Annotated in this window: 26 protein-coding genes; 10 read left to right on the forward strand and 16 right to left on the reverse strand. The window is 34.6% G+C overall.

Annotated elements, in window-relative coordinates; translation table 11 throughout:
• Positions 1–28 precede the first annotated feature (28 nt).
• The 5 genes from gmk to ABS764_RS03635 all read left to right on the forward strand — a co-directional run bounded on the left by gmk (position 29) and on the right by ABS764_RS03635 (position 4,124).
• Positions 29–601 carry a guanylate kinase gene (gene gmk / locus ABS764_RS03615; protein ID WP_408080065.1) on the forward strand — a complete coding sequence of 191 codons (573 nt, stop codon included), beginning with the start codon at positions 29–31 and terminating at the stop codon, positions 599–601.
• A 34-nt stretch (positions 602–635) separates the two neighbouring features.
• Complete coding sequence (locus ABS764_RS03620) at positions 636–1,001, forward strand: four helix bundle protein (protein ID WP_408080067.1); 366 nt, start codon at positions 636–638, stop codon at positions 999–1,001.
• Positions 1,002–1,033: 32 nt separating this feature from the next.
• Positions 1,034–1,615 (forward strand): nicotinate (nicotinamide) nucleotide adenylyltransferase, encoded by a 582-nt coding sequence (gene nadD / locus ABS764_RS03625; RefSeq protein ID WP_408080069.1) that lies wholly within the window; start codon positions 1,034–1,036, stop codon positions 1,613–1,615.
• Between the two features lie 72 nt (positions 1,616–1,687).
• Positions 1,688–2,845: an iron-containing alcohol dehydrogenase gene (locus ABS764_RS03630; RefSeq protein ID WP_408080071.1), complete on the forward strand. Its 1,158-nt coding sequence runs from the start codon at positions 1,688–1,690 to the stop codon at positions 2,843–2,845.
• Between the two features lie 283 nt (positions 2,846–3,128).
• Positions 3,129–4,124: an NAD(P)H-dependent glycerol-3-phosphate dehydrogenase gene (locus tag ABS764_RS03635; protein WP_408080073.1), complete on the forward strand. Its 996-nt coding sequence runs from the start codon at positions 3,129–3,131 to the stop codon at positions 4,122–4,124.
• A 141-nt stretch (positions 4,125–4,265) separates the two neighbouring features.
• On the opposite strand, the gene ABS764_RS03640 is transcribed toward ABS764_RS03635, so the two are convergent.
• From ABS764_RS03640 to ABS764_RS03650, 3 genes are all read right to left on the reverse strand, one after another.
• Entirely contained in the window at positions 4,266–4,673 is a 408-nt protein-coding gene (locus ABS764_RS03640; RefSeq protein WP_408080075.1) for a hypothetical protein, read from the reverse strand.
• A 74-nt stretch (positions 4,674–4,747) separates the two neighbouring features.
• A complete protein-coding gene (gene pheS, locus ABS764_RS03645) occupies positions 4,748–5,767 on the reverse strand; it encodes a phenylalanine--tRNA ligase subunit alpha (RefSeq protein ID WP_408080077.1) in 1,020 nt (339 codons plus the stop codon).
• A gap of 111 nt (positions 5,768–5,878) precedes the next feature.
• A complete protein-coding gene (locus tag ABS764_RS03650; RefSeq protein ID WP_408080079.1) occupies positions 5,879–6,235 on the reverse strand; it encodes a hypothetical protein in 357 nt (118 codons plus the stop codon).
• Between the two features lie 139 nt (positions 6,236–6,374).
• Here ABS764_RS03650 and ABS764_RS03655 point away from each other — a divergent pair, with 139 nt between their 5' ends.
• The gene (locus ABS764_RS03655; RefSeq protein ID WP_408080081.1) at positions 6,375–6,875 is read left to right on the forward strand and encodes a CvpA family protein; all 501 of its coding nucleotides are present in this window, start codon (positions 6,375–6,377) and stop codon (positions 6,873–6,875) included.
• Positions 6,876–6,928: 53 nt separating this feature from the next.
• Here the strand turns inward: ABS764_RS03655 and ABS764_RS03660 are convergent, their stop codons facing one another.
• The 8 genes from ABS764_RS03660 to ABS764_RS03695 all read right to left on the reverse strand — a co-directional run bounded on the left by ABS764_RS03660 (position 6,929) and on the right by ABS764_RS03695 (position 16,236).
• Entirely contained in the window at positions 6,929–7,672 is a 744-nt protein-coding gene (locus tag ABS764_RS03660) for a tetratricopeptide repeat protein (protein WP_408080083.1), read from the reverse strand.
• 37 nt (positions 7,673–7,709) lie between these two features.
• Positions 7,710–9,458, reverse strand: a complete 1,749-nt coding sequence (locus ABS764_RS03665; RefSeq protein ID WP_408080085.1) for a BatD family protein — start codon at positions 9,456–9,458, stop codon at positions 7,710–7,712.
• Positions 9,459–9,547: 89 nt separating this feature from the next.
• Positions 9,548–10,315, reverse strand: a complete 768-nt coding sequence (locus tag ABS764_RS03670; RefSeq protein WP_408080087.1) for a tetratricopeptide repeat protein — start codon at positions 10,313–10,315, stop codon at positions 9,548–9,550.
• A gap of 58 nt (positions 10,316–10,373) precedes the next feature.
• Complete coding sequence (locus ABS764_RS03675) at positions 10,374–11,408, reverse strand: VWA domain-containing protein (RefSeq protein ID WP_408080089.1); 1,035 nt, start codon at positions 11,406–11,408, stop codon at positions 10,374–10,376.
• Positions 11,409–11,569: 161 nt separating this feature from the next.
• Positions 11,570–12,571 carry a vWA domain-containing protein gene (locus tag ABS764_RS03680; protein WP_408080091.1) on the reverse strand — a complete coding sequence of 334 codons (1,002 nt, stop codon included), beginning with the start codon at positions 12,569–12,571 and terminating at the stop codon, positions 11,570–11,572.
• Complete coding sequence (locus tag ABS764_RS03685) at positions 12,571–14,202, reverse strand: hypothetical protein (protein ID WP_408080093.1); 1,632 nt, start codon at positions 14,200–14,202, stop codon at positions 12,571–12,573. The genes ABS764_RS03680 and ABS764_RS03685 overlap by 1 nt, the downstream gene beginning before the upstream one ends.
• An 85-nt stretch (positions 14,203–14,287) precedes the next feature.
• On the reverse strand, positions 14,288–15,151 hold the full coding sequence (locus ABS764_RS03690) for a DUF58 domain-containing protein (RefSeq protein WP_408080095.1): 864 nt from the start codon (positions 15,149–15,151) through the stop codon (positions 14,288–14,290).
• 80 nt (positions 15,152–15,231) lie between these two features.
• Positions 15,232–16,236: an AAA family ATPase gene (locus ABS764_RS03695; protein WP_408080097.1), complete on the reverse strand. Its 1,005-nt coding sequence runs from the start codon at positions 16,234–16,236 to the stop codon at positions 15,232–15,234.
• A 382-nt stretch (positions 16,237–16,618) separates the two neighbouring features.
• Between ABS764_RS03695 and ABS764_RS03700 the strand changes: the two genes are divergently transcribed.
• Positions 16,619–17,374: an SDR family NAD(P)-dependent oxidoreductase gene (locus tag ABS764_RS03700; RefSeq protein WP_408080099.1), complete on the forward strand. Its 756-nt coding sequence runs from the start codon at positions 16,619–16,621 to the stop codon at positions 17,372–17,374.
• 54 nt (positions 17,375–17,428) lie between these two features.
• Here the strand turns inward: ABS764_RS03700 and ABS764_RS03705 are convergent, their stop codons facing one another.
• On the reverse strand, positions 17,429–18,250 hold the full coding sequence (locus ABS764_RS03705; RefSeq protein WP_408080101.1) for a DUF4382 domain-containing protein: 822 nt from the start codon (positions 18,248–18,250) through the stop codon (positions 17,429–17,431).
• A gap of 98 nt (positions 18,251–18,348) precedes the next feature.
• On the opposite strand from ABS764_RS03705, the gene ABS764_RS03710 reads away from it, so the two are divergent.
• From ABS764_RS03710 to ABS764_RS03720, 3 genes are all read left to right on the forward strand, one after another.
• Positions 18,349–19,485, forward strand: a complete 1,137-nt coding sequence (locus ABS764_RS03710) for an ATP-binding protein (RefSeq protein WP_408080103.1) — start codon at positions 18,349–18,351, stop codon at positions 19,483–19,485.
• A gap of 94 nt (positions 19,486–19,579) precedes the next feature.
• Positions 19,580–20,305, forward strand: coding sequence for a metallophosphoesterase family protein (locus ABS764_RS03715; RefSeq protein ID WP_408080105.1), 726 nt, complete (start codon positions 19,580–19,582; stop codon positions 20,303–20,305).
• Positions 20,306–20,329: 24 nt separating this feature from the next.
• Positions 20,330–20,827, forward strand: coding sequence for a DUF6646 family protein (locus ABS764_RS03720; RefSeq protein WP_408080107.1), 498 nt, complete (start codon positions 20,330–20,332; stop codon positions 20,825–20,827).
• Between the two features lie 58 nt (positions 20,828–20,885).
• Here the strand turns inward: ABS764_RS03720 and ABS764_RS03725 are convergent, their stop codons facing one another.
• From ABS764_RS03725 to ABS764_RS03740, 4 genes are all read right to left on the reverse strand, one after another.
• Positions 20,886–21,371 (reverse strand): DUF3828 domain-containing protein, encoded by a 486-nt coding sequence (locus ABS764_RS03725; RefSeq protein ID WP_408080109.1) that lies wholly within the window; start codon positions 21,369–21,371, stop codon positions 20,886–20,888.
• A gap of 9 nt (positions 21,372–21,380) precedes the next feature.
• Positions 21,381–22,934 (reverse strand): L-piperidine-6-carboxylate dehydrogenase, encoded by a 1,554-nt coding sequence (gene amaB / locus ABS764_RS03730; RefSeq protein WP_408080111.1) that lies wholly within the window; start codon positions 22,932–22,934, stop codon positions 21,381–21,383.
• 109 nt (positions 22,935–23,043) lie between these two features.
• Entirely contained in the window at positions 23,044–23,583 is a 540-nt protein-coding gene (locus tag ABS764_RS03735; protein ID WP_408080113.1) for a 3-hydroxyanthranilate 3,4-dioxygenase, read from the reverse strand.
• Positions 23,584–23,761: 178 nt separating this feature from the next.
• Positions 23,762–24,865: an endonuclease/exonuclease/phosphatase family protein gene (locus ABS764_RS03740; RefSeq protein WP_408080115.1), complete on the reverse strand. Its 1,104-nt coding sequence runs from the start codon at positions 24,863–24,865 to the stop codon at positions 23,762–23,764.
• Positions 24,866–25,035: the final 170 nt, after the last annotated feature.

Consider the following 25,035-nt stretch of genomic DNA (forward strand, 5'->3'; position numbering starts at 1 on the left):
AATTACTATTCACTAATCACTTATAATGATGAAAAAAGGAAAATTAATCGTATTCTCGGCGCCATCAGGTTCGGGAAAAACAACTATAGTAAGGCATTTATTAAAACAGGAAGACCTGAATTTAGAGTTTTCTATCTCGGCTGCAACACGCGCAGCCAGATGCGAAGAAGTAAATGGTAAGGATTATTATTTTATCTCTTTAGACGAGTTTAAAAACCACATCAAAAACGAGGATTTCGTAGAATGGGAAGAAGTGTACCGGGATAACTTTTACGGCACTTTAAAAAGCGAAGTAGAACGCATCTGGGCTTTGGGCAAAAATGTGATTTTTGATATTGATGTTGCAGGAGGATTGCGTATCAAGCATAAATTTCCCGAAGAAACTTTAGCTGTTTTTGTAAAACCCCCAAGTGTAGACGAATTAAAACGCCGACTAAAAGAACGCTCTACCGAAAGCGAAGACAAAATCAATATGCGTATTGCTAAAGCTCACGTCGAACTCGCCACTGCTCCACAATTTGATGTGATTATTAAAAATTATGATTTAGAAGTGGCTTTGGAAGAAGCGAATGAGTTGGTTAGGGATTTTGTTAATAAATAAGTGATTAGTGAAGAGTAACTAGTAATTAGCTAAAATGGGAGAAATAAAATCATATCGAGATTTATTAATCTGGCAAAAAGGAATCAAAATTGTTAGTTTAGTTTATCAATTGGTAAAATCATTTCCTCAAGAAGAATTATATGCCCTCACAAGTCAGTTAAAAAGAGCTTCCGTTTCTATCCCTTCAAATATAGCTGAAGGTTATGGAAGAAATACACATAAATCATTTAGTCATTTTTTAGATATTTCTAGGGGATCTCTATTCGAAATAGAAACTCAACTACTAATTGCTAGTCAACTTGGTTTTATTACAAATCAAACTTTGTATAAAGAAATTCTGAGTCAAATTGAAGAAGAGTCCAAAATGATTAATGCTTTTTCAAAAACGCTCAAAAACTAATTACTTTTCACTAATCACTAGTTACTAAAAAAATGAAAATAGGATTGTATTTCGGCACTTTCAACCCCATTCATGTTGGACATCTGATTATTGCCAATCACATGGCGGAACATTCTGACTTGGATCAGGTTTGGCTCGTGGTTACACCACACAATCCGTTGAAGAAAAAGAGCACTTTGCTTGATGATTACCACCGTTTACAAATGGTTTATTTAGCTACCGAAGACTATCCAAAACTCAAACCTTCGGATATTGAATTTAAACTTCCGCAGCCTAATTATACAGTAAACACTCTGGTTCATCTGGAAGAAAAATATCCAAATCATGAATTCTCATTGATTATGGGCGAAGACAATCTGAAATCGTTGCATAAATGGAAAAATTACGAAGCCATTCTGGCACATCATGAAATTTATGTGTACCCGCGTATTTCTTCTGAAACCGAAAATTTGGAACTAAAAAACCATGCTAAAATTCACCTGATTGATGCTCCGGTTGTTGAAATTTCTTCAACTACTATCCGAAACAATATCAAATCAGCTAAAAACATACGCCCGCTATTATCTCCAAAAGTCTGGGAATATATCGATCATAATTTATTTTATAAAAAATAATTAGAATTTAATTAACGTATCATTTCGCCCACTCCGGGGAGCAATTTCTTATTTTTGATAAAAAAAGAAATCATGCTAAACTTCGAATTATACAATCCAACCAAACTGGTTTTTGGTAAAGGACAAATAGAAAAATTATCCGAATTAGTTCCGCAAGGTGCTAAAATATTACTAGCTTATGGCGGCGGAAGCATTTTTAAAAACGGAATTCACCAACAGGTAATCGATAACTTAAAAGGTTTCGAAATTGTTGAATTTGGTGGAATTGAACCCAATCCGCATTTTGAAACTTTGATGAAAGCCGTTGAAGTAATAAAAACAGAAAAAATCGATTTTATTCTGGCAGTAGGTGGTGGATCAGTAATTGATGGTGTAAAATTCATTTCGGCTGCCGTACATTTTGACGGAAATCCAATTGATATTTTACAAAAACATATTCTAATAAAAGAAAATGCAATGCCTTTTGGAACCATTCTAACCTTGCCGGCAACGGGAAGCGAAATGAATTCCGGATATGTGGTAACGATTCAAGCGACTCAGGAAAAACTGGCTTCCGGCGGAAGCGCTTTGTTTCCGCAATTCTCAATTTGTGATCCAACTGTAATTCAGTCTTTACCAAAAAGACAATTACAAAATGGTGTGGTGGATGCTTTTACACACGTCATGGAACAATATTTAACGTATCCGCACGAAGGTTATTTACAGGACAGGATTGCCGAAGGAATTTTGCAAACTTTAATCGAAGTAGGTCCTAAAGTGGTTGAAAATCCTGCCGATTATGCATTGGCTTCTAATTTTATGTGGTCTTGTACCATGGCTTTGAACGGATTAATCCAAAAAGGAGTTCCCAGTGATTGGGCAACGCACATGATTGGTCATGAATTAACGGCACTCTACGGAATCGATCATGCCAGAACATTAGCCATTATTGGACCAAATCTTTACCGGGTTTTATTCGAAACTAAAAAAGAAAAACTGGCGCAATACGGAAAACGTATTTTTAATTTATCGGGAACCGTAGACGAAATTGCAAACGAAGCCATCAATAAAACCGTTGCTTTTTTCCACACGATGGGAATGGACACCAGACTGTCACAATACACAGAGAATTACAGCAAAACTGCTGATTTTATCGTAAACAGATTTGATGAAAGAGGCTGGAAAGCAATGGGAGAAAGACAAAATATTACGCTGGAGAAACTGAAAGAAATTATAGAAATGAGTTATTAATTTTAGTAAATAAACTTTATTCTCAACAAAAAAGGCGTCTGTGAGTACTATTCTCAGACGCCTTTTTAAAATAACACCAAAACTAAATTAACTAATTCTAATAATTTAAAAAACACAAATTACTCATATATACTATTTTACAACGAAACCAACCTTCTTTTTATTGCATAGTATTTAAAAAAAAATTGAAAATATTTGTTTTTACAGATCTGCGTCCAATTCAAAAAGAATAGTCTTGCTTCATTAGTACATTTTTAAGTACTTTTGGTTAAACTATAAAAAGATGAGTGAAAATATAAAGTTTGCAGTAATTGGTGGTGGGAGCTGGGCAACAGCCATTACAAAAATGCTCTGCGTCAATCTTTCTGAAGTTTCATGGTATATGCGAAATGAATCGGCTATTGAGCATATAAAAGCACACAAACACAACCCAAATTACATTAGTTCAGTAGAATTTGACACTAAAAAACTACTGCTTACTAACGACATAAATGAAGCTGTTTCTTATGCAGACTACCTTATTTTTGCAATTCCTTCCGCTTTTTTAGATACTGAACTGCAAAAGCTGACTGTTTCTCTGAAAAACAAAATTATTTTCTCAGCCATTAAAGGAATAGTTCCTGAAACCAGTTTGATTGTTGGGGAACATTTTCATTTTCAATACAACATCCCTTATTATAATATTGGTGTAATTACCGGTCCATGCCATGCCGAAGAAGTAGCATTAGAACGCTTATCGTATCTGACCATTGCTTGTGGTGACGAAAAAAAAGCAGAAAATGTTGCCAAAAATCTTGCTGGAAATTATATTAAAACTAAAATTACCGATGATATTATTGGTACTGAATATGCTGCGATGCTTAAAAACATTTATGCTATTGCAGCCGGAATTGCACATGGCTTAGGCTATGGCGATAATTTTCAATCGGTGTTGATGAGTAATGCGATTCGGGAAATGAAACAGTTCATCAAGAAAGTACACAAAATGAAGCGCAACATCAATGATTCGGCTTATCTGGGCGATTTATTAGTAACAGGTTATTCGGTTTTTTCAAGAAACAGAATGTTTGGAAACATGATTGGCAAAGGCTACACCGTAAAAAGTGCCATGATGGAAATGAGCATGGTTGCCGAAGGTTATTATGCTGCTAAAAGTGCGTACAAACTCAATCAGGGGTATGGTGCCAAAACACCTATTATTGACTCCGTTCATGAAATTTTGTACGAAGGTAAAAATGCTAAAGCCGTATTTAAAAAACTGGTGGATAAACTGGATTAATATCATTGCGAGTTCCGATAGCTATCGGAACGAAGCAATCACATGACGAGAGTAACCGCAAATTGCTTCACCTATTCGCTATCGCTCGGGTCGCAAATTATAATAAGTGAATTTGTGGTTATTATTATTTTAAGATAAAATTTATCGAACAATCACACCATCTACAAATAGAATCGGCACTTCTTCGGTATTGTTTTCGTTAATGGAATTGGCTTTAAAAATAAATTTCTTATCGTATAGGGTGTTTCCAATAAAATAAGTCAGCATGAATTCATTATTCAACGCTAAAAGACTTTTTTCTACCATTTCGATTTTTACAACTGAAACAGCAGGAACTTCTACAAAAGCATGACGTAAAACAGAGGTTTTCTTCATTTCGCCATCGATAGTTCCAAAAGCTTTAGAAACCACCATAGCACTTTCGATGTTAAAATCGCTGTCGTTTACTAAATAAGCATACCAAACTTTCTCCATAAAATCATCGCTCCATTCCTGAACAGCGGCAATAAATACGTTTTCTACTTCGGGGATTGTAATATCAGCTTTCATATTTTGAGTGAATAGCGAATGGTAATTAGTGAATAATCAAACTAATTACTATTCACTAATCACTATTTACTTAATTATATTATCGATTTAAATTGTTCTAAGAAACGTACGTCGTTTTCATAAAACATACGGATGTCTCCAATTTGGTACAGCAACATCGCAATACGCTCCACTCCCATTCCAAAAGCAAATCCGTTATATTCGTCAGGATTGATGCCACAGTTTTTCAAAACATTAGGATCTACCATTCCGCAACCACCAATTTCTAACCAACCGGTTCCTTTGGTAATTCTGTAATCAGTTTCCGTTTTTAATCCCCAATAAATATCAATTTCGGCACTTGGTTCCGTAAACGGAAAATAAGAAGGACGCAAACGGATTTTAGATTTTCCAAACATCTCTTTGGTAAAATACAATAAGGTTTGTTTCAAATCAGCAAAAGAAACTTCTTTGTCAATGTATAATCCTTCCACCTGGTGAAAAATACAATGTGAACGCGATGAAACGGCTTCATTACGGAAAACACGTCCCGGAGAAATCGTTCTGATAGGTGGTTTATTATTTTCCATATAACGCACCTGAACTGAAGAAGTGTGGGTACGCAATAAAGTATCAGGATTTGTCTGGATAAAAAACGTATCCTGCATATCACGTGCCGGATGGTATTCTGGCAAATTCAGGGCAGTAAAATTATGCCAGTCGTCTTCAATTTCCGGACCTTCGGAAACATTGAATCCAATAGTCGAGAAAATATCAATAATTTGGTTTTTTACAATAGAAATCGGATGACGGGAACCAATAGTTACCGGCTCAGCCGCACGGGTTAAATCGCCATAAATTCCTTTAGATTCTTCTTTGCTTTCTAAAGCTTCCTGGATTGATTTTACTTTTTCTTCTGTAGAAGTTTTCAGCAGGTTAATTACCTGTCCAAATTCTTTTTTTTGCTCATTAGGAACATTTTTAAATTCAGCAAAAAAGTCTTTTAAAATCCCTTTGCTCCCTAAAAATTTAATTCTGAATGCTTCTAATTCTGCTGTATCCTGTGTTGAAAAAGCTTGTGCTTCACCAATATATTCTTTAATCTTATCTATCATTTTCATCCAATAATTGAGAGTGCAAATTTAGTTTTTTTTAGTGAGTAGTAAAAAGTAATTAGTGATTAGTTATAAAAAACTCATGCCTAATTACTACTCCCTCTTTACTAATTACTCAATGAGTTGCTTTTCTATAAAATAATTCACAATCGCTTCTTTCATTAAAACCGATTGTTCTCCTGCTTTCAAAGGAGGCAATTCTTCTTTTACTTTGTAATGCGGCCAGCCATCTTCATCAAAAAATTCGAATTCATAAAACCCATAAGGTTCTAACAAACGGCAAATGGCAATATGCATCAGGTTTAATTTTTCATCTTTTTTATATTCCCGATGAAATTTACCCAGTTCCTGAACACCAATCAGAAAAATAATAGCATCCAAATCCAAATCTTCACCTTGCGAAAACTGATTAGAAAGTATATCGACGAGCCTTTCCCAGCGCTCTTTAAGTTGTGTATCTCTTGACATTTTGATTTCTGATTTTAGATTTCTGATTTTAGATTAAGAATTTTCAATCTAAAATCTTAATTCTTAATTCTAAGATTTTAGGGCAAAGATACCAACATAATTCTTTTATCTTTGCTCTTTATTCTTTTCTCTTTTTACTATGAGTTTTTTAGATATAATTTTGGGTGCTTTACTGGTTTTTGCTTTGTATAAGGGAACTATAAATGGTCTTTTTATAGAGTTAGCATCTTTTCTCTCATTAATTTTAGGAGTTTATTTTGCTGTTAAATTTTCCGTTATTACTAAAGACCTATTATCAGAGCACGTACATTGGAATCCAAATACTATTCAGATTTTTGCTTTTCTTCTTACTTTTATTCTGGTTGTAATTGCTATTCATTTCACTGCTAAAATACTTACCGGAATTGTAGATTTTGCTTTTCTGGGGTGGATGAACAAACTAGGCGGTGGATTATTTCGTGTTCTAAAAACGGTATTGCTTATTGGAATTATCTTTTCGATTTTCGAAAAAATAAATCACAACCATTTTTTTGCAAAACAGGAAACACTTGACAATTCCATTTTTTACAATCCTATTCAGAAAACCGCTGCTTTCCTGTATCCGTCTATTGCAAAATGGTACGAAGACCTTAAAAAGTAAGCCGGTTTCAAAACTCAGAAGGTATCTGTATCCGGGAATCTATAATCTTATTCCTATTTCACTTCCCGGATGGCATCACTGTCAATCCAGCCCTCAGTACCGTCCGTTAATTGAATTTTTTTCCAGTTGTCTACTTTTTCATTTACATATACTTTAGTTCCTTCATGTAAAACAACTACATTTGTTCCTTTATTTTGTGGTTCATTCTTAACTTCTGCCATTTCTGCGAAAACAATTGCCGGTTTTTCATTTTTAAAATGACTTTTTTCAAAAGCAGCCGATGAAATACTGATAATAACAAATACCAGCATTACAAACATTCCAAAGAAAAATAATCTTTTATTCAATGTTAAAGCTGAAAAATAATATCCTAAAAAACATCCTAGAAATAAAACAGCGAAAACAACCGAAATCCATGCCCAGGTATTGTAATGAAAATTACCGGTGAAATCCCGAAGTAATTTTGCAAAACCTACTTTAGGCACTACTTTTATTTCATCTACAGTCCTTTTCTGAGCAAATCTTAAATTGTTGACAATATCTTTATCGTTAGGATTCAGGACTAATGCTTTTTCATAATTGTATATCGCAGGCGCTACTTTATTGAGTTTATAATAGCAATTGGCTAAATTAAAATACAATTCTGCCGATTGTTTTTTAGCGCTTAATTCAGAATTATAAGCGTCGATAGCCTGCTCATATTTGCCGCTTTTATACAAATTATTTCCTTTTTCAAAACCACTTTGGGCAAAGAAAACCTGGCTAACGAACAATAATATGTAAAGTATGTTTTTCATTTTTAGTACTCTTTGTATCCTTTGTGTTTAATCTTTTTTAAAAAAGCTGTTTTTCGAGATCAGAAATTATCAGCACTGCTTTTTCATAATCTTTTTGAATACTTGCACTGGATGACGGCGCATATCTTGCTATTTCACAGTTTTCAGTAAGTGCAATAAACTCATTTATCGATACCGGATTTGCATTTTTAGACAATAAAATTTCCTTAATATTATCTTTACTCATTTCTGAGGTTTCAATATGCAATTTAGCTTTCAGGAAATTATGCATGGCTTTTTCAAGCGCCACATAAAAAGGTTCTTTGTTGTTGATTTGCTTTTTCGCTTCCGATAAATATTTCTTCGCCAGACGGTTGTTTCGCCTGATTCTGTTTCCTACAACATCGCTGTCAATGGCTTCTTTTTTCTTTTTAGCTAATACAATCACCGGTAATAAACCAAAAGGAATCAATAACAAACAATAAAACAAGCTTGAGCCAAAAAAGTCTTTGTGATTGATCGCTTCCAATTTTGTTTTTAATTTGACATACTTAAATTGTTCCGTTGGGACTACCTGATTTTTTTGAACTCCGGCTGAAGCTGTAGCATCAGTAGGTGTTGGACCGTCAAGTACTTTAACAATAATCTCCTGAGAAGTAATCGTTTTATACTTGCCAGAATTTAAATCAAAATAAGAGAACTGCATCGGTTTTATAGGATATTCTCCTTTATACTGCGGAATAATTGTATAACTATCGGAGATTTTTCCGGTCATTCCTGAAAGAGGCGTATTTACCTGCTCATTATGAACGGCATCATACATTTCCAGCGCATTTGGCACAACCGGTTTTGGTAAATTAAACAGTTTTAAATTTCCTTTTCCGGCCACACTTACCACTAAATCCAGACTTTCTCCGTTTTTAAGTTCCGTTTTTGAAGGAATTACTTTAAAGTCAAAGCTTCCCACTGCCCCTGAAAAATCTTCCGGTTTTCCAGCTTCCGGTAATGCTTTTACACTGATATTTCTGGCTCCGGCTGAAACCCTTTTGCTGTCTTCTTTCAGAAGCATCTGTCCAAAAATATTTCTGCGATTAGTAGGCAATTCTACATCAATATCTAATGAAAGTGGTTCAATAGCCAGCTTACCTGATTTTTGAGGATATAAAACGGTTTTTTTCAAAACCACATAACGAAATTTTTCCCCTTTAAACATTCCTTCTTCAGGAACTAACTCTTTGATATCAATATTCTGACTCCAGAAGTCATTATAGGTGGGTTTCCCTAATTCTCTCCAGTTTTTGATTCCAATATTATAACTAAAATACAATTTATAAACCACAGTAATCGGCTCATTGATATACGGATTTGTTTTAGAAACATCCGCTACCAGATATAAATTATTATCCGCGGAAACACTGGTATCATTAGGATCTTTCGGTTGTTCAACCGCATTGGTAACATTTATCCTTACCGGATTAGTCTTATACACCTGCCCATTGTATTCTATGGTAGCCTGCTTAATTGTCAATGTCCCTTTTTGATTAGGCATTAAATAATAAGAATAGATTTTTTCAAACGAGCTTCTACCATTTACCCAGGATTGACTCACTTGCTGACTTGGACCTGCAATGACTCTGAATCCTTCAAAAGAAGGTTCATTAAAATTGTCCCCATCAATATTCATCACAAAATCAATACGCAATCTTTCGTTTAGACCCAGCGTGTTTTTGCTCACTTTAGCCTCAAACTGTACCTGAGCCCAAAGTCCCTGAAAACTTAACAGTATTACTACTAAATATCTTTTCATTAAATTGTTTAATTGTTTAACTGTTTATTCGTCTAATCGATTAACTGCTTTCTTGCAACAAATTAACGATTAAACGAATCAACTAAATTCTACCAATCTTTTTCTGTTTCAACCGGTTTTCCTTTTACTTTATTTGCGTTTACCTTATCCTGAATTTTCTTTTCTTCATTATTCACTGCATCTAAAAGATTTTGCAGACGATCTTTGGAAATTCCGCCCGGCTGTGGTTTTGGTGGCTGATTTTCATCCTTTTTATCCTTACCGTCCTTTTTATCCTGATTTTTTTTGTCCTGATCTTTCTTATTCTCGTCTTTTTTATCCTGATCTTTCTTATCTTTGTCCTGATCCTTCTTGTCCTTATCTTTATCCTTGTCCTTGTTTTTATCTTTTTTATCCTTATTGTCTTTTGGAGGATTTTCTTTCAGCATTTTTTTTGCTAATGCAAAATTGTATCGGGTCTGCTCATCTGCAGGATTATTGCGAAGAGCATTTTTATAAGCTTCTACGGCTTCGGTATAATTCTTCTCTTTCATAAACACATTTCCTAAATTATGATACGCTTTGTGTTTCTGAACCCTTGATCTGGCATTTTTTAACGCTTTTGCGTAAGCATATTTAGCCTCCGAAGCCTGATTTTGTTTGTAAATAGCATTTCCCAAATTATACGGTGAAACAGATCTGTTAGGAAATTTAGAATTCGATATTCTATACGCTGCCTCCGCCTCAGCATATTTACTTTCACTGTAAGCCTCATTTGCTTTTGGTAATGCTTTGTCTTTTTCCTGCGCCAAAATGTTGCCCAAACCCACAAACAGCAGTGCAAAAAACGTAAATCCGTATTTTATAAAATTCTTCATTTTCATTTCTTTGTGTTCTCCCTTATCATTTAATTTAATCCTTCAAAGGAATTGACATTTATTTTTCCTCGTTAAATAAGTTTAACTTTTTAACCCAATTGGTTTTTTTCTCTAAAAGAAATATATCCAAAAATAACAGCACGAAAGCGAATCCTAAGAACCATTGAAACTGGGACTGAAAATCGGCCATTTGAGTCGATTCAAATTCCGTTTTCTGAATCGTATCTAATGTCTTTTTAATATATTCAACTACTTGTTTAGTATTATTTCCACTTACATAACCGCCTTTGGTTTCTTTTGCAATTAACTCTAAGCCGGGCTGATTTAGTTTGGTTACAACTACTTCGTCATTTCTGTCTCTTTGATAACTTTGTACTATGCCGTTTCTTTTTAACGGAATAGTTCCTCCTTTTTCGGTCCCTATTCCGATAGTAATAATTCGCATTCCCAGCTTATTCGCTTCCTCTGCAGCTGCCTGAGCACCTTCGGAATGATCTTCTCCATCAGAAATAAGAATTAACAGTTTAGACGTTTTACTTTTTTCATCAAAATAAGTTGCAGATAATCGTATAGCTTCGTCTAAAGATGTTCCCTTAGAAGAAACGATATCGGTATTCATGCTTTGTAAAAACATTTTTGCTACACCATAATCGGTTGTAATAGGTAAAACGGGGAAAGCGCTTCCCGCATAAGCTACGATACCGATGCGATCACTTCCCAACTGATTAATAATCTGAGAGACTACTTGTTTACTTTTTTCTAATCTATTAGGTGCTACATCTTCTGCAAGCATACTTTTAGAAACGTCCATTGCAAAAACAATATCGATACCTTCCCGTTTTACGGTTTCCAGCTTGGTTCCTATTTTAGGATTTACTAAGCCTAAAATTAAACCCAGTAATGCTAATGCAAGTAGTATTAATTTAAAAACCGGCTTAAAAACAGAATGTTCAGGACTTAGTTTTTTTATGATATCCAAATCACCAAATTCCTTTTGTTTTTTTCTTTTCCAGTACATATTCAACAGGAAAAACAACACTACAAGAGGTAGTATAAAAAGTAAGTACAAATATATTTTTTCGTCTAATTCCATATTTCTTTAACCACAAAGGGCACTAAGTTTTGTCGCAAAGTACACTATATTAATTTCTCTTTATAAAGTTCCATTTATCAGTTCTAACAATTCTATTTTCAAAACTTATAGCTTTTAAAGCTTTGTATTCTCAGTGAATTCTTTATGAACTTTGTTTAGCACTAAATAAAGCTTCTGTAAACTGTATTTCGTAATCCAAATTCAAGCAATATCAGAAAACCGGCTAACCACACGAAAGGCCTGTATTTTTCATCATAATCATAGAACTTCAATTCTTCAATTTCAGTCGTCTCCAGTTTATTGATTTCGTCATAAATCTCGGCTAGCTTGCTGTTACTGGTAGCTCTAAAATACTCCCCATCGGTTTTCTTAGCTATGCTTTTCATCAATCTTTCATCGATTTCAACTTTCATTCTTTGAAATAAAAACTGTCCGTTAGGACCCAGTGCATAAGGAAACTCAGCCATTCCATTGGTTCCGATTCCTATGGTGTATACTTTTATTCCGTATTGTTTTGCAATATCTGCAGCTGTTTCCGGTTCAATAAAACCGGCATTGTTAACACCATCTGTCAGCAAAATAATTACTTTACTCTTAGCTTTACTGTCTTTTAATCGGTTTACTGCCGTAGCCAATCCCATACCTATCCCGGTTCCGTCTTTCAAAATATTATCATATTTGATACTTTCGATGGCCTGTGCTACAATAGCTTTATCACTGGTTACCGGAGTTTTAGTATACGCTTCGGAGGCATATACCACTAATCCGATTCTGTCATTTGGCCGTTGATCAACAAAATTCTCCGCCACTCTTTTCAAAGCTTCCATCCGATTTGGTTTCAAATCTTTAGCAAGCATACTTCCTGAAACATCCACTGCCATTACAATATCTATTCCTTTAGTTGTTTTTGTTCTGTTACTAATATCAACTGTTCTGGGTCTTGCCAGAGCAATTATTAAAGAACTTAATGCCAATAAACGAAGTACACTCAGATAGGGTTTTAATTTTGTCCATACTGAATGAGAGCCTTTAAAACCTTTTACAGAACTTACTTTTAAAGTTGCCGATTGTTGATTTCTTTTTAAAACCAACCAAATGATGGCTAATGGAATTAAAAGAAACAACCAAAAAAACTCCGGATTTAAAAAATTTATTTTTGCCATTATTTATCTCCTTGTTTTAATTCAACCGAGCTCAAAACCCGCTCTGAAATTTCATTTGCATATTTATCTCCTTCCTGATGCAGAATCAGAATTTGTTGTAATCCGCCTTCCTGACTGAACATCAAAACTTCATAATATACTCTCTCTTTCTCATTAGTAATCGGACTTACTCTGGAGAAAGTTCCATATGCTTTTAAACCTGTAATTCCTTCCTTAGTCTCGTAATCTTCCTGTTTCACTATCATATTTTGTGCACCCTGAGATTCCATAGCCTGCAAGGAACCGTCCATTGATTTTTTCAAATCGATTTGTCCTTCTTGTTTATACTTAAAAGTGGAAACCATTAAATAGAAATTATCAATCATACTTCCGTAAACAAATGATTGCATTTCTTTGATTAAAGCCATCCCTTCTTTCGGCAAAGCTTTAGACAAATCTGTTCTTACAAGAACTTTTGGAGTTTCAATTTTTACAGCCGGATTTCCATATTCACTTCTTACCCATTCTCCTTCCAGAAGTTCTTTTGAAGGATGCCCGATAAGATTATCTTTTACATAATCAAATCCTTTAGTAACCATCAGAAAAATAGTTGTTGCTGTCAATAAAAATAACACAATAGCGGCAGCTGTAATAATGCGTTGTTTTCTTTTCTTTTTTAACTGAAGTGCAATTTGTTTTTGCCTTTGTGCTTCATTTAACAAAACATCTTCTTCAGCAGGAACCTCAACAGGAATAGAACTGTCCAGGGTTAAAATTGCTTTTTGGATTTTATTTCTATCTTCGGTTATTTCATATTCAAGCGGTTTTGATTTAGCAAATTTTACTAAATCAGCTTGTTTTAAAACTCTTTCCAGATTTTCAATTGTTTCGGAAGAAACCGTCATTTTCTTTTTGACAGAAGCCGCTTTCAAACCTGCAATCAATTCAGAAGTAGTACTTTCCATGGCCGGAATTTCTATAGCTTCTTCAATATAATTTCGGGCAATATCAGTTAATTCGCTATAATATTCTTTTACTTCTCCTTTTTGCCAGAGTTCTTTCTTTTCTAAGTTATTCAACAGACTAGTAGCTTTTTCTATAGGTGTCTTATAAACTTCTTCTTCTATTTTTTTCTTTTGTTTATTCTTTAAAAACCAGTATATCCCTGCCCCGATTGCCAGAAATACAATTAAACCTAAAAGATATTTCCACCAGTCGCCTATAGTGTCAGCAGCAGGCTGAATATCTTTGATGTCATACATTTTTTGTTTTAAAGTATCCACCTCAACATTAGCCACCTCAACAGCTATGGAATCTGTCTGATAAGCTTTGCTATTAATAATTATTTTGATAGCAGGAATGACATAACGCCCTGAATCAAATTGTGTCAGTCCGTATTTTTTAATTAACTCATAGCGGTCATTATTTTTTACGGTATCAACAGGGTAAGACTGAATAACTTCTAAAGCACCAATATTTTTTAATTTTGGAAAAACAACTTTAGACAAAGTGTCTACCGAAGTTTTTACCGTTAATTTAAACTCGGCTCCAATTTTATTTTTTGTTGTATCAATACTTGTTTCTACTCTTTTTTGTTGTGCAAAAACTGTAGTAGAAAGAAGCAGAAGTAAGAAGAATATTTGTTTTTTCATGTTTATGAATCCTGTTAAAATCTGAAATCAAGAACCGTTATCGGGAAACTTTGCTCAAATTGACGATAAGCTTAATGCTGAAATTTTATCTCGATTTAAAATAACCTAACAATTTAGTTACGTAACTTTCGTCCACTCTGGTATTTACTACACCTGAACCTGATTTACTAAAGGTTTCTCTGAAATAATTTAATTGTTCCTGATAGTATTTCTCATAATTCATCCGGACAACTTTAGAGCCGGTATCTACGAGTTGTACTTCACCTGATTCGGCATCCAGCATCGGAACCATTCCTATGTTTGGCATTTTTTGTTCTCTGATATCGTAGACTCTTATTCCTGTAAGATCATGTTTTTTAGCTGCAATTTTTAAGGTTTGCTCATAATCGTCTGACATAAAATCAGAAATCATAAAAACAATAGCTTTCTTTTTTTGAGTACTCGACAAAAATTTCAATGCCTGAGCAATATCTGTTTTATGGCTTTTTGGTTCGAATTCTATCAGTTCACGAATGATACGCAAAACATGAGATCTTCCTTTTTTTGGCGGAATATACAATTCGATTTGGTCCGAAAATAAAATCAGCCCTATTTTATCGTTGTTTTGTGTAGCCGAAAAAGCCATCGTGGCAGCAATTTCTGTTACGATGTCTTTTTTAAATTGATTTTTAGAACCAAAACTCTCCGAACCCGAAATATCAACCATCAGCATCATGGTTAACTCGCGTTCTTCTTCAAAAACTTTTACATGTGCTTCATTATAACGTGCGGTAACGTTCCAGTCGATATTTCGAATATCATCTCCATATTGATACTGACGTACTTCGCTAAAAGTCATTCCACGCCCTTTGAAAGAAGTATGATATTCCCCTGAAAAGATATGATCACTCAGTCTTCGGGTTTTGATTTCTATTTTTCGTACTTTTTTTAAAAGCTCTTTTGTATCCATTTTTCTAGTAATTAGTAATTAGTGAATAGTGAATAGTAACGAACCAAGGCTAATTACTGTTCACTTATTACTATTCACTCTTACGGAACCTCTACTTCGTTTATAATCTTATTGATAATATCAACCGAAGTAATATTTTCTGCCTCAGCTTCATAAGTCACTCCTACTCTGTGACGTAAAACATCATGTACCACAGCACGAACATCTTCTGGAATTACATAACCACGACGTTTTATAAAAGCATAACATTTTGCCGCAGTAGCTAAATTAATACTTCCACGTGGCGAAGAGCCAAAACTGATTAATGGTTTCAGATCAGCTAGTTTATATTTTTCAGGATAACGGGTGGCGAAAATAATATCCAGAATATATTTTTCTATTTTTTCATCCATATAAACATCTCGTACAGCTTCCTGTGCACGTAAAATCTGCTCAATAGAAACTACCTGATTTACTTTCTCGTAACTTCCGCTTAAGTTTTGACGAATCACCAGTCGCTCTTCATCCATTTTAGGATAATCAATTACCGTTTTCAGCATAAAACGATCCACCTGTGCTTCGGGTAACTGATAAGTTCCCTCCTGCTCAATTGGGTTTTGCGTAGCTAAAACTAAAAATGGTTTTTCCAGTTTAAAAGTAGTATCTCCAATGGTAACCTGCTTTTCCTGCATAGCTTCTAACAAAGCCGATTGTACCTTAGCCGGAGCACGGTTGATCTCATCAGCAAGAACAAAATTAGCAAAAATGGGTCCTTTTTTGATAGAAAATTCATTTTGCTTAATATTATAAATCATTGTTCCTACTACGTCTGCAGGTAATAAATCCGGGGTAAACTGTATTCGGCTAAAAGAACCGTGAACCGCTTTAGAAAGCGTATTAATTGCTAAAGTTTTTGCCAGTCCGGGAACACCTTCAAGCAAGATATGTCCTTGTCCTAATAATCCAATCAATAATCGTTCAACCATTTGCTTTTGACCCACAATCACCTTGTTCATTTCCATAGTAAGAAGATCGATAAAAGCACTCTCTCTTTCTATTTTTTCATTGATTGCTCTGATGTCTAAAGTCGCTGTATTCTCTTCCATAAAATTATTTTTTATACCTTGAATTTAATGCCTTAGTTTTGAGAGTGCAAATTGAATTTTTTTTTACAGGAAAGATGTTAAAAAATGGTTAAAACTTCTGTTAATCCTGCAATTTTAAGGTCGAATTATGATACAATTTCCATAATTTTAAGAAGTCTAAGAATTATCCTTTCAAAACGAAAAAGAATAGATTTTTTTCTGAAAAATTAAAGCCGCAAATAGAATATAATCAACACAAATTAAAGACCTTAGCAAACGAATCAATAAAGAACAAAAAGAGCTTTTTTTAGCATTCGATTAAATAAACAGTTAAAAAAATATTCTCAATTTTATTAAAATTCGAAAATCATTTTCTTTCAAAAAACAAGCATACTGATTAAACATGAATAAAACAGCATTAATAACCGGTGCAACCAGTGGAATAGGAAAAGCAACCGCACAACTGTTAGCCCGGAATAATTACAACATTATACTTTGCGGAAGACGTGAAAACCGATTAAAGGAACTGGAAAAAGAACTTAGTCTTCATACTAAAGTCCACACTTTATCATTCGATGTCAGCAATAAAAAAGACGTTTTTGAAAAAATAAATTCCCTGCCGGATGCTTTTTCGAAAATTGATATTTTAATTAACAATGCCGGAAATGCTCACGGCTTGGATTCCATTCAGGATGGAAATATTGAGGACTGGGAAAACATGATTGATATTAATTTAAAAGGTCTTTTATATGTTTCCAAAGCAATAATCCCAAAAATGATTGCCCAACAATCAGGACATATAATTAATATAGGTTCCACAGCGGCAAAACAGGTTTATCCAAACGGAAATGTATATTGCGCCACAAAACATGCTGTTGATGCGCTTAATAAAGGAATGAAAATGGATTTGAATCCGTATGGAATTCGTGTAGGAGCGATTCATCCGGGACTTGTAGAAACCGAATTTAGTCAGGTTCGTTTTAAAGGTGATACTGAAAAAGCTGCCAATGTTTACAAAGGATTTACCCCTTTAAAACCTGAAGATATCGCAGATATTATCCATTTTGTCATATCAAGACCTTACCACGTAAACATCTCTGATTTAGTCGTCATGTGTACGGCACAAGGTTCGGCAACGATGATTCAAAGAGCCGAATAAGCATAAAAAAACAGCTCATTGATTTGAGCTGCTTTTTATGCTTTTTTTTATTTTTTATTCGAAAGAAACAGATCCTACATCAGTAATTTCACCATTTTCAACCACTACATCAGTAATCGTAATTGGCGTTTTACCCGAAGCAACATCCGGAGTCAAAGTCACTGTATAAGTTCCTGCCGGAACACCATTTAACTGGAATAATCCTGTTTCTCCAGCAAAAGTAGTAATAACAGCATCTCCCACAGGAACAGAAACTTCGACCTGATAACCTTCCAGAACAGGATTTATCGCTCCTTTAATTACTCCTGAAGTAGCTGTTGCTGAAACATGAATTACAGGTTTAAAATTATACATTCCTGAACCTCCGGCTGAAACGATAGATTTGGCTACATCAAAATCTAAAATAAATTCATAAGTAGCTCCCGGCTGCAGTGTTTGGTTAACCATTAATTTCAATCCGGATTGCATCGCGCTTGGAGTATTTAAATCCATTACTGCATCGTCTTTTACAAGAGTATTGTTCTCTCCTAAAACTAATCGTATCTGTCCCAGATATCCCGATGGAACCAACTCATCAGCCAATAAAACATTTACACCTCCTGTTAAATCTAATAAATTATATACACCGGGAGTAAAATCATCATCAACAATACTTACCCAGCCTTCACTATCATTAGTATCATCAGAATATTTAATCATTATATCCTGTACATCAATATTCACTTCATCATAATCTCCTGGGGCATCTACCATTCGAACCGTCATTCTTGAAGTTTGGGAGCTGTCGTCATTATCGTTATTATTACAAGCTGTAAAAAAGCTCGCAAGCAAAACAATGACAAAGAACAATTGGGGGCAAAATTTAATCTTCTTCATTTTATTTGACATATTTAAAATTAGTATATTGACAACGTAATAAAAACAATAAAATTGCTTAAAAAACGGTATTTTTCATAAATAAATTTCATTTTCCAATGATTAACAAACGGCTTTTAATCAAGAATTTATTAGCTCACAATGATGAAAACAGCTTTTATGATAAAAAGCGTCAGCTAAATTTGCACCTCAAAGAAGGTAAAGCAAAGTTTTTAAAGCATATCTGTGCTTTATCCAACTCTAATCCGGCCAACAATTCCTATATAGTAGTAGGGGTCGAAGATCAGGATAATGAAATTATTGGAACTGATTTTTTTGATGACAGCCACATTCAGAATCTCATTAATGCCTATCTGGAAAATCCTCCTAAAATTCAGTATGAAAATGTCCCTTTTCCTAATCTTCCCAAAGACAAGGTGATTGGGTTAGTAACCATCAAACCTAAGAATAAAATCTCTTCCTTTAAAAAAGGGATTTATACGATACCGCCACACAGCGTTTTTATAAGGCGTGGCAGCAACACCACTCCCGTTGAAGATAAAATGGAGAAAAATTATCCCAATACCGAAACGGTTATTGATCTTGAAAACAATTCCCGAAATAATATTAAATACACACTGGACGGTGTTTTTGATTTTATGAATTTCAGGCATAAGGACATGGCTCCAAAATACAAAGTTTTTAAAGAGTTATTTGTGATATGCTGGGCCGGAATACCTAAAACGGTTCGGGAAAAAACTTTTTTATCCCGGGTAGATATTGAATTGATTAACGAACATATTAAACTTTTTTATTCAGATCAGGATGTGGTAACTATTTCTTTTAACGAAGATACTTTTACCATTATTGAATATGTGCCACTAGGTCTAAATGACAAAACCAGCTATTATCCATTAGAACAGCAAACCATACATTTTTTTGAAAATGGTTATTACAAAATTGAAAGCAAGATGCTTTTTGAACCGCCAGCGTTCAACAAAAAAATGCTTTTTCACATCTATAACAACAATGAAGCTTTGATAAAAAAGCTCATTAAAGGTATTCAGCTCACTCCCTTAGAACTCAAAGACCTTGAAAATCTTCCTTCTACTTTTATGATTTGTTATCTCAACGGTTTTGAAGATGCTAAGAAAAAACTAATTGATGCAAAAACTTATCTTAAACCTTTTCCTCAGGTATATTTATCCTTTAAAGAAGCCATGCGTATTTTGAGAAAAATGAAATACGACGCGTAATTAAGACTCATTAAAAAAAAGAGAAACCCGGATCTTTTTAGTCGCTTTTTAGCTATTTTTATTATATTAGAATATAAAAGCAGATTTCAGAAAAATGAGAACATTAGTAATAGGAGACATTCACGGAGGATTACGGGCATTACATCAAATTATGGAAAGGGCTCAGGTTACCGAAAAAGATAAGCTGATTTTCTTAGGTGATTATGTCGATGGATGGAGTCAATCGCCTCAGGTAATCGATTTTTTAATAGAATTAAACATAAAAAATGACTGTGTTTTTATAAGAGGAAATCATGACGAATTATTACTGTATTGGTTAAAAGACAACAAAGACAATCTTATGTGGTACAACCACGGTGGAGAAGCTACAGTCCTTGCATATGAAAAAGTAAGTGCTGAAACCAAGCGTAAACATGTTGAATTTTTACTGGAATTAAAAGATTATTACCTTGATGAACAACAACGCTTATTTATCCACGCCGGTTTCACCAATATGAATGGTATAAATTTTGAATATTTCCCAAAATTATTCTACTGGGACAGAACCCTTTGGGAAATGGCCTTAGCATTAGATGAAAACATTCATCCTTCTGATGTCAGGTACCCCAAACGACTTACTCTATATAATGAAATTTACATTGGTCACACTCCGGTAACACGCATTAACCAGACCATCCCGGTAAACAAAGCCTGTATCTGGAATGTTGACACAGGAGCCGCTTTTAAGGGTCCTTTGACTATCATGGACATTGATACAAAAGAATATTGGCAAAGCGAACCATTATGTAACTTATATTTTGACGAAAAAGGAAGAAATTAAATACATTTGCATAAAAAAATTATCATGAAAAAAACATTCGTTTTTGTATTATTAACTGTAACAGGTTTAATAAATGCTCAGGCTTTTAAAGGAAAAGAAGATATTAAATTTGATATCGCGGCTAACATTCAAAATGGCGGTTCAGGAATACGTCTTTCATCTGATTTTGGTCTAGGAGAAAACATCTCCGTTGGAGTTTTAGGTTCTTATCTCTTATCTGTAAGTAAAGACGATTTGGGAAACAAACCTGATTTTGGTGACAGAATAGACCTCAAAGCCCGTTTTAATGCGAATCTTGGAAATGTGTTTAATATCGACGAGAAAGTAGATATTTATCCGGGACTGGATTTAGGATTAAGAAATTTTGGTGCGCATCTGGGAATTCGTTATTTCTTTACAGACGGTTTTGGGATTGTGAGTGAAATAGGCGTTCCTATTGCTAAATACAAACCCGAAGCGACAGGGTTTGAACGTTTAAACAATCAGTTTGTATTTAATATTGGAGCTTCATTCAACTTGTAAAAAAATAACTTTTTAAAAATAGAAAACGGCAATTCGATTTTTCAAATTGCCGTTTTTTTTATTTCAATGAAGAAATTTTAAAAATCCCCTTTTCATTAATTACAGTGACGTGAATACTTGTTGCATTCCCCGAATATTTATCGAGATATTGCACGTTAAATTTATTTTCTGAACCGGACAATCTACTTACGGTTAAAGTTTCTATCCAATCTAACGATGCATCCTGAGCTTTAACAAATGGATTATAATCCAGTTCATTATGTTCAAATTCATTTGAAATACTGTCCAATAAAGATTTCGTGCAAAATTTAATTTCAATTGAATCTAATTTTCTTTCCGATTCAGCGATTTTTTCGTTTGTAAATTCTTTTATGTAAACACTATAAAATTCCTTTAGCATTTTTTGAATGGCAGCATCCTTATCAATTTCATTTTTAGAACTTTCAATGGAAATTTGTTTATTAGATTCCAACGGTTCTTTTTTACAACTGTATAAAAAAGACATTAGCAACAAACAGACATAAACAGTTTTCTTAGTATTCATATAAAATATTTACAAATCAAATTTTATTCCTTGTGCCAATGGCAAAGTACTGCCGTAATTAATAGTGTTGGTTTGACGTCGCATATAGATTTTCCAGGCATCTGAACCCGATTCGCGGCCGCCGCCTGTTTCTTTTTCTCCACCAAAAGCCCCACCAATTTCAGCTCCGGAAGTTCCAATATTCACATTGGCAATTCCGCAATCAGAACCTGCAACAGATAAAAATAATTCGGCTTCTCGCAGGTTGTTCGTCATAATTGCTGATGACAATCCCTGAGCAACATTATTTTGTATTGTAATAGCATTATCAACAGTTCCTGAATACTTTAGCAAATACAAAATAGGAGCAAAAGTTTCCTGTTGTACAATTTCAAAGGAATTCTCAGCTTCCACAATGGCGGGTTGCACATAACAGCCACTTTCATATCCGGAACCGGAAAGCACTGCTCCGTCTACCAGAATTTTAGCTCCTTCGGCAACTGCTTTTTGTAAAGCTTTATTGTATTTATCAACTGCATCAAGATCAATTAGTGGTCCTACGTGATTTTTTTCGTCCAATGGATTTCCAATACGCAATTGCTGGTAAGCCGCAACCAAAGCAGCTGCCACTTTATCATAAATACTTTCATGAATAATTAATCGACGTGTCGAAGTACAACGTTGTCCCGCTGTTCCCACTGCTCCAAAAACTGCTCCGATAACAGTCATTTTAATATCGGCATCGGGAGTAACAATTATGGCATTGTTTCCGCCTAATTCTAATAAAGTTTTACCTAGACGAGCCGCAACAGTTTGTGCCACAATTTTTCCCATTCGGGTAGAACCTGTAGCTGAAATTAACGGAATTCTCGAATCTGTAGTCAATAATTCTCCTATCTTGAAATCGCCATTAATTAGACAGGAAATGCCTTTCGGCAGCTTATTTTCCTGTAAAACCCCGGCTAAAATATTTTGGCAGGCAATTCCGCAAAGAGGTGTTTTTTCCGATGGTTTCCAAACACAAACATCTCCACAAACTAAAGCTAAAGCTGCATTCCAGGACCAAACCGCAACCGGAAAATTGAATGCGGATATAATTCCCACCACACCCAACGGATGATATTGCTCATACATCCTGTGATTAGGACGTTCCGAGTGCATGGTTAATCCGTGTAATTGTCGGGAAAGTCCAACCGCAAAATCGCAAATGTCAATCATTTCCTGAACTTCTCCATAGCCTTCCTGCAGGGATTTCCCCATTTCGTAAGAAACTAATTTACCTAAGGCTTCTTTATTCTGACGTAATTTTTCTCCAAACTGACGTACAATTTCACCACGTTGTGGTGCAGGCAATAATCGGAAAGATTGGAAAGCTTCTGTAGCAGTCTGCATTACTTTTTCGTAATCAGCTGCGGAAGTGGTTTTTACTTTTGCAATCAGCTGACCATCTACAGGAGAATAACTTTCCAGAATTGCTCCTGAAGAAAAAGAGTCGGCTCCAGTTGATGTTCCGTTATTTATATCAGAAATTCCTAATTGCGCTAAAGCTTCTTTAATTCCAAATTGTGTTGCGATTGTTGTCATGGTAGTTTGTAGGTTTCGTGTTTTAGCCCCGGTAGCAGCGGCATCCTTTTCCTGCTTTCTTTAAGCAGGAAAAGATAGAGCGGATAACGGGAAATAGCTCCTGAAAAAATTACTTTTTGGCAGTAAATCTTGGGTCGGTTTCCATAACCGTTCCGCATTTTTCGCAAGTTCGAAGTTCTTCGGAGTTGTAAAAATGTTCAAAATGAGGCAGGAAATCTTTTTCGATATTGTTGAGTTCAAAATAAACTTCGTACAGCTTATGATTGCAGTTGTCACAATACCACAACAAACCGTCAGTAAACCCCTTTCCAGCTCTTTTTCTTTCAATTACAAGACCTATAGAACCTTCGGAACGAACCGGAGAGTGTGGGATTGCCGCCGGATGTAAATACATATCACCGGCATTGAGTTGCATTACTTTACGCTCGCCATCTTCCTGAATGTGCACTTCAATCGAACCTTCCAACTGATAAAATAATTCTTCGGTCTCATTATAATGAAAATCTTTTCGGGCATTTGGTCCCGCAACAACCATCACAATGTAATCACCTGAATCTACATATAGGTTTTTGTTACCAACAGGTGGTTTAAGTAATTGACGGTTTTCGTCAATCCATTTAGTAAGATTAAAAGGTTTTGAAATTGCCATTTTGAGTTATTTTTTTTTAAGAAAAGCTAAGGTACGAAAAAAAAGAATTTTGGTTTCACCCAGATTCATTAATAAACCCAGAGACACGCAAAGAAACAGATTGAAATAAAATCTTAAGAACTTTATCTAATATTCATTTTATAAAAAATCTTTGAATCTTTGTGTAACAAACAAAACATCATTTAGCTTCCTTAATCAAATAAATATAAACCGGAAAATGATCGCTAAAACCCACTTCGGTAGCGGAATGTCGTTTGGGATATCCCTTATATTGTCCGGAATTCTGAATCAGATAACTTTTATTGAAAATTCCTGCTTTCCAATACTGATATGTAGAAAAATCATTTTTAATTAAGGATTGCGTCACCATAATTTGGTCAAAAATATCCCATGAATCCCGAAATGCTATAGTTCCCAAGCCTTTCTTAGCCATTTCTTCAAAAGGATTGTAAATTCCAAATTCAGGTACATCCTGCTTTTTAGCTTTTGCACCCAGCGCTTTTTTAATACTGTTATTAAAGGGACCATCATTCAAATCGCCCAGTGTAATTACCTTAGCATCAGGATTTATTTTTTGTAAAGAGTCAATTATTTTACGGTTTAACATTCCGGCTGCTTCTCTGAACGGACTTGATTTTTTCTCACCTCCGGAACGAGACGGCCAGTGATTGACTATAATATTGATTTCTTCCCCATCAAGGAAACCTGTAACCAGCAATTGATCCCTGGTAAAAACACGATTATCGTATGTTGTAACAGCCTCATTCTGGTCTGAATCTTCTAAAGGCGTTACTAACTCTTGAATTTCAACCTCCTTTTTGTAAATATAAAGCGGAATATTAGCATAAGATGTTGGTAAGAAATATTTCTTTTGAAATAATAAAGCCACATCAATCCCTCTTTTATCAGGTGAATCAAAATGGATAATACCATAATCCTGCAGAACCATTTTAGGCTGTAATACTAAATCTTCTAAAACACCTCGGTTTTCAATTTCTGAACAGCCAATAAAAGTGGGTGAATTACTGTTTTCCGGCTTACCGGTTTCAATCAGAACGCGGGCTAAGCTTTCTAATTTCTGATGGTATTTTTTAGAAGTCCACCGCTGACTTCCCATTGGTGTCCACTCATCATCATCAGTATGCGGGTCATTAATTGTATCAAAAAGATTTTCAAAATTATAAAACACAAGTGTATGAATACGAAAACTTTTTTGCTGTGAAAATCCAATTCGATACAAAAACAGCAAAGCGAGTAACAAAAGTATTCTGAATATTTTCATAACCCGTTCTTTTTAAAGGAGTTTTAGTAAAAATAGTACATTTTAAGTAACAATTTTAAAATTATTTTTGAATTTGATTATCTTTGTTTAAATGCCCGGTAAAGGCCTCTTTATTTAGTATCTATTCCGGAAAAACACCTATATGATTACTTCTCGAATTTTATTTTCAA

It is taken from the genome of Flavobacterium plantiphilum, from assembly GCF_046000495.1.
Classification (GTDB): domain Bacteria; phylum Bacteroidota; class Bacteroidia; order Flavobacteriales; family Flavobacteriaceae; genus Flavobacterium; species Flavobacterium plantiphilum.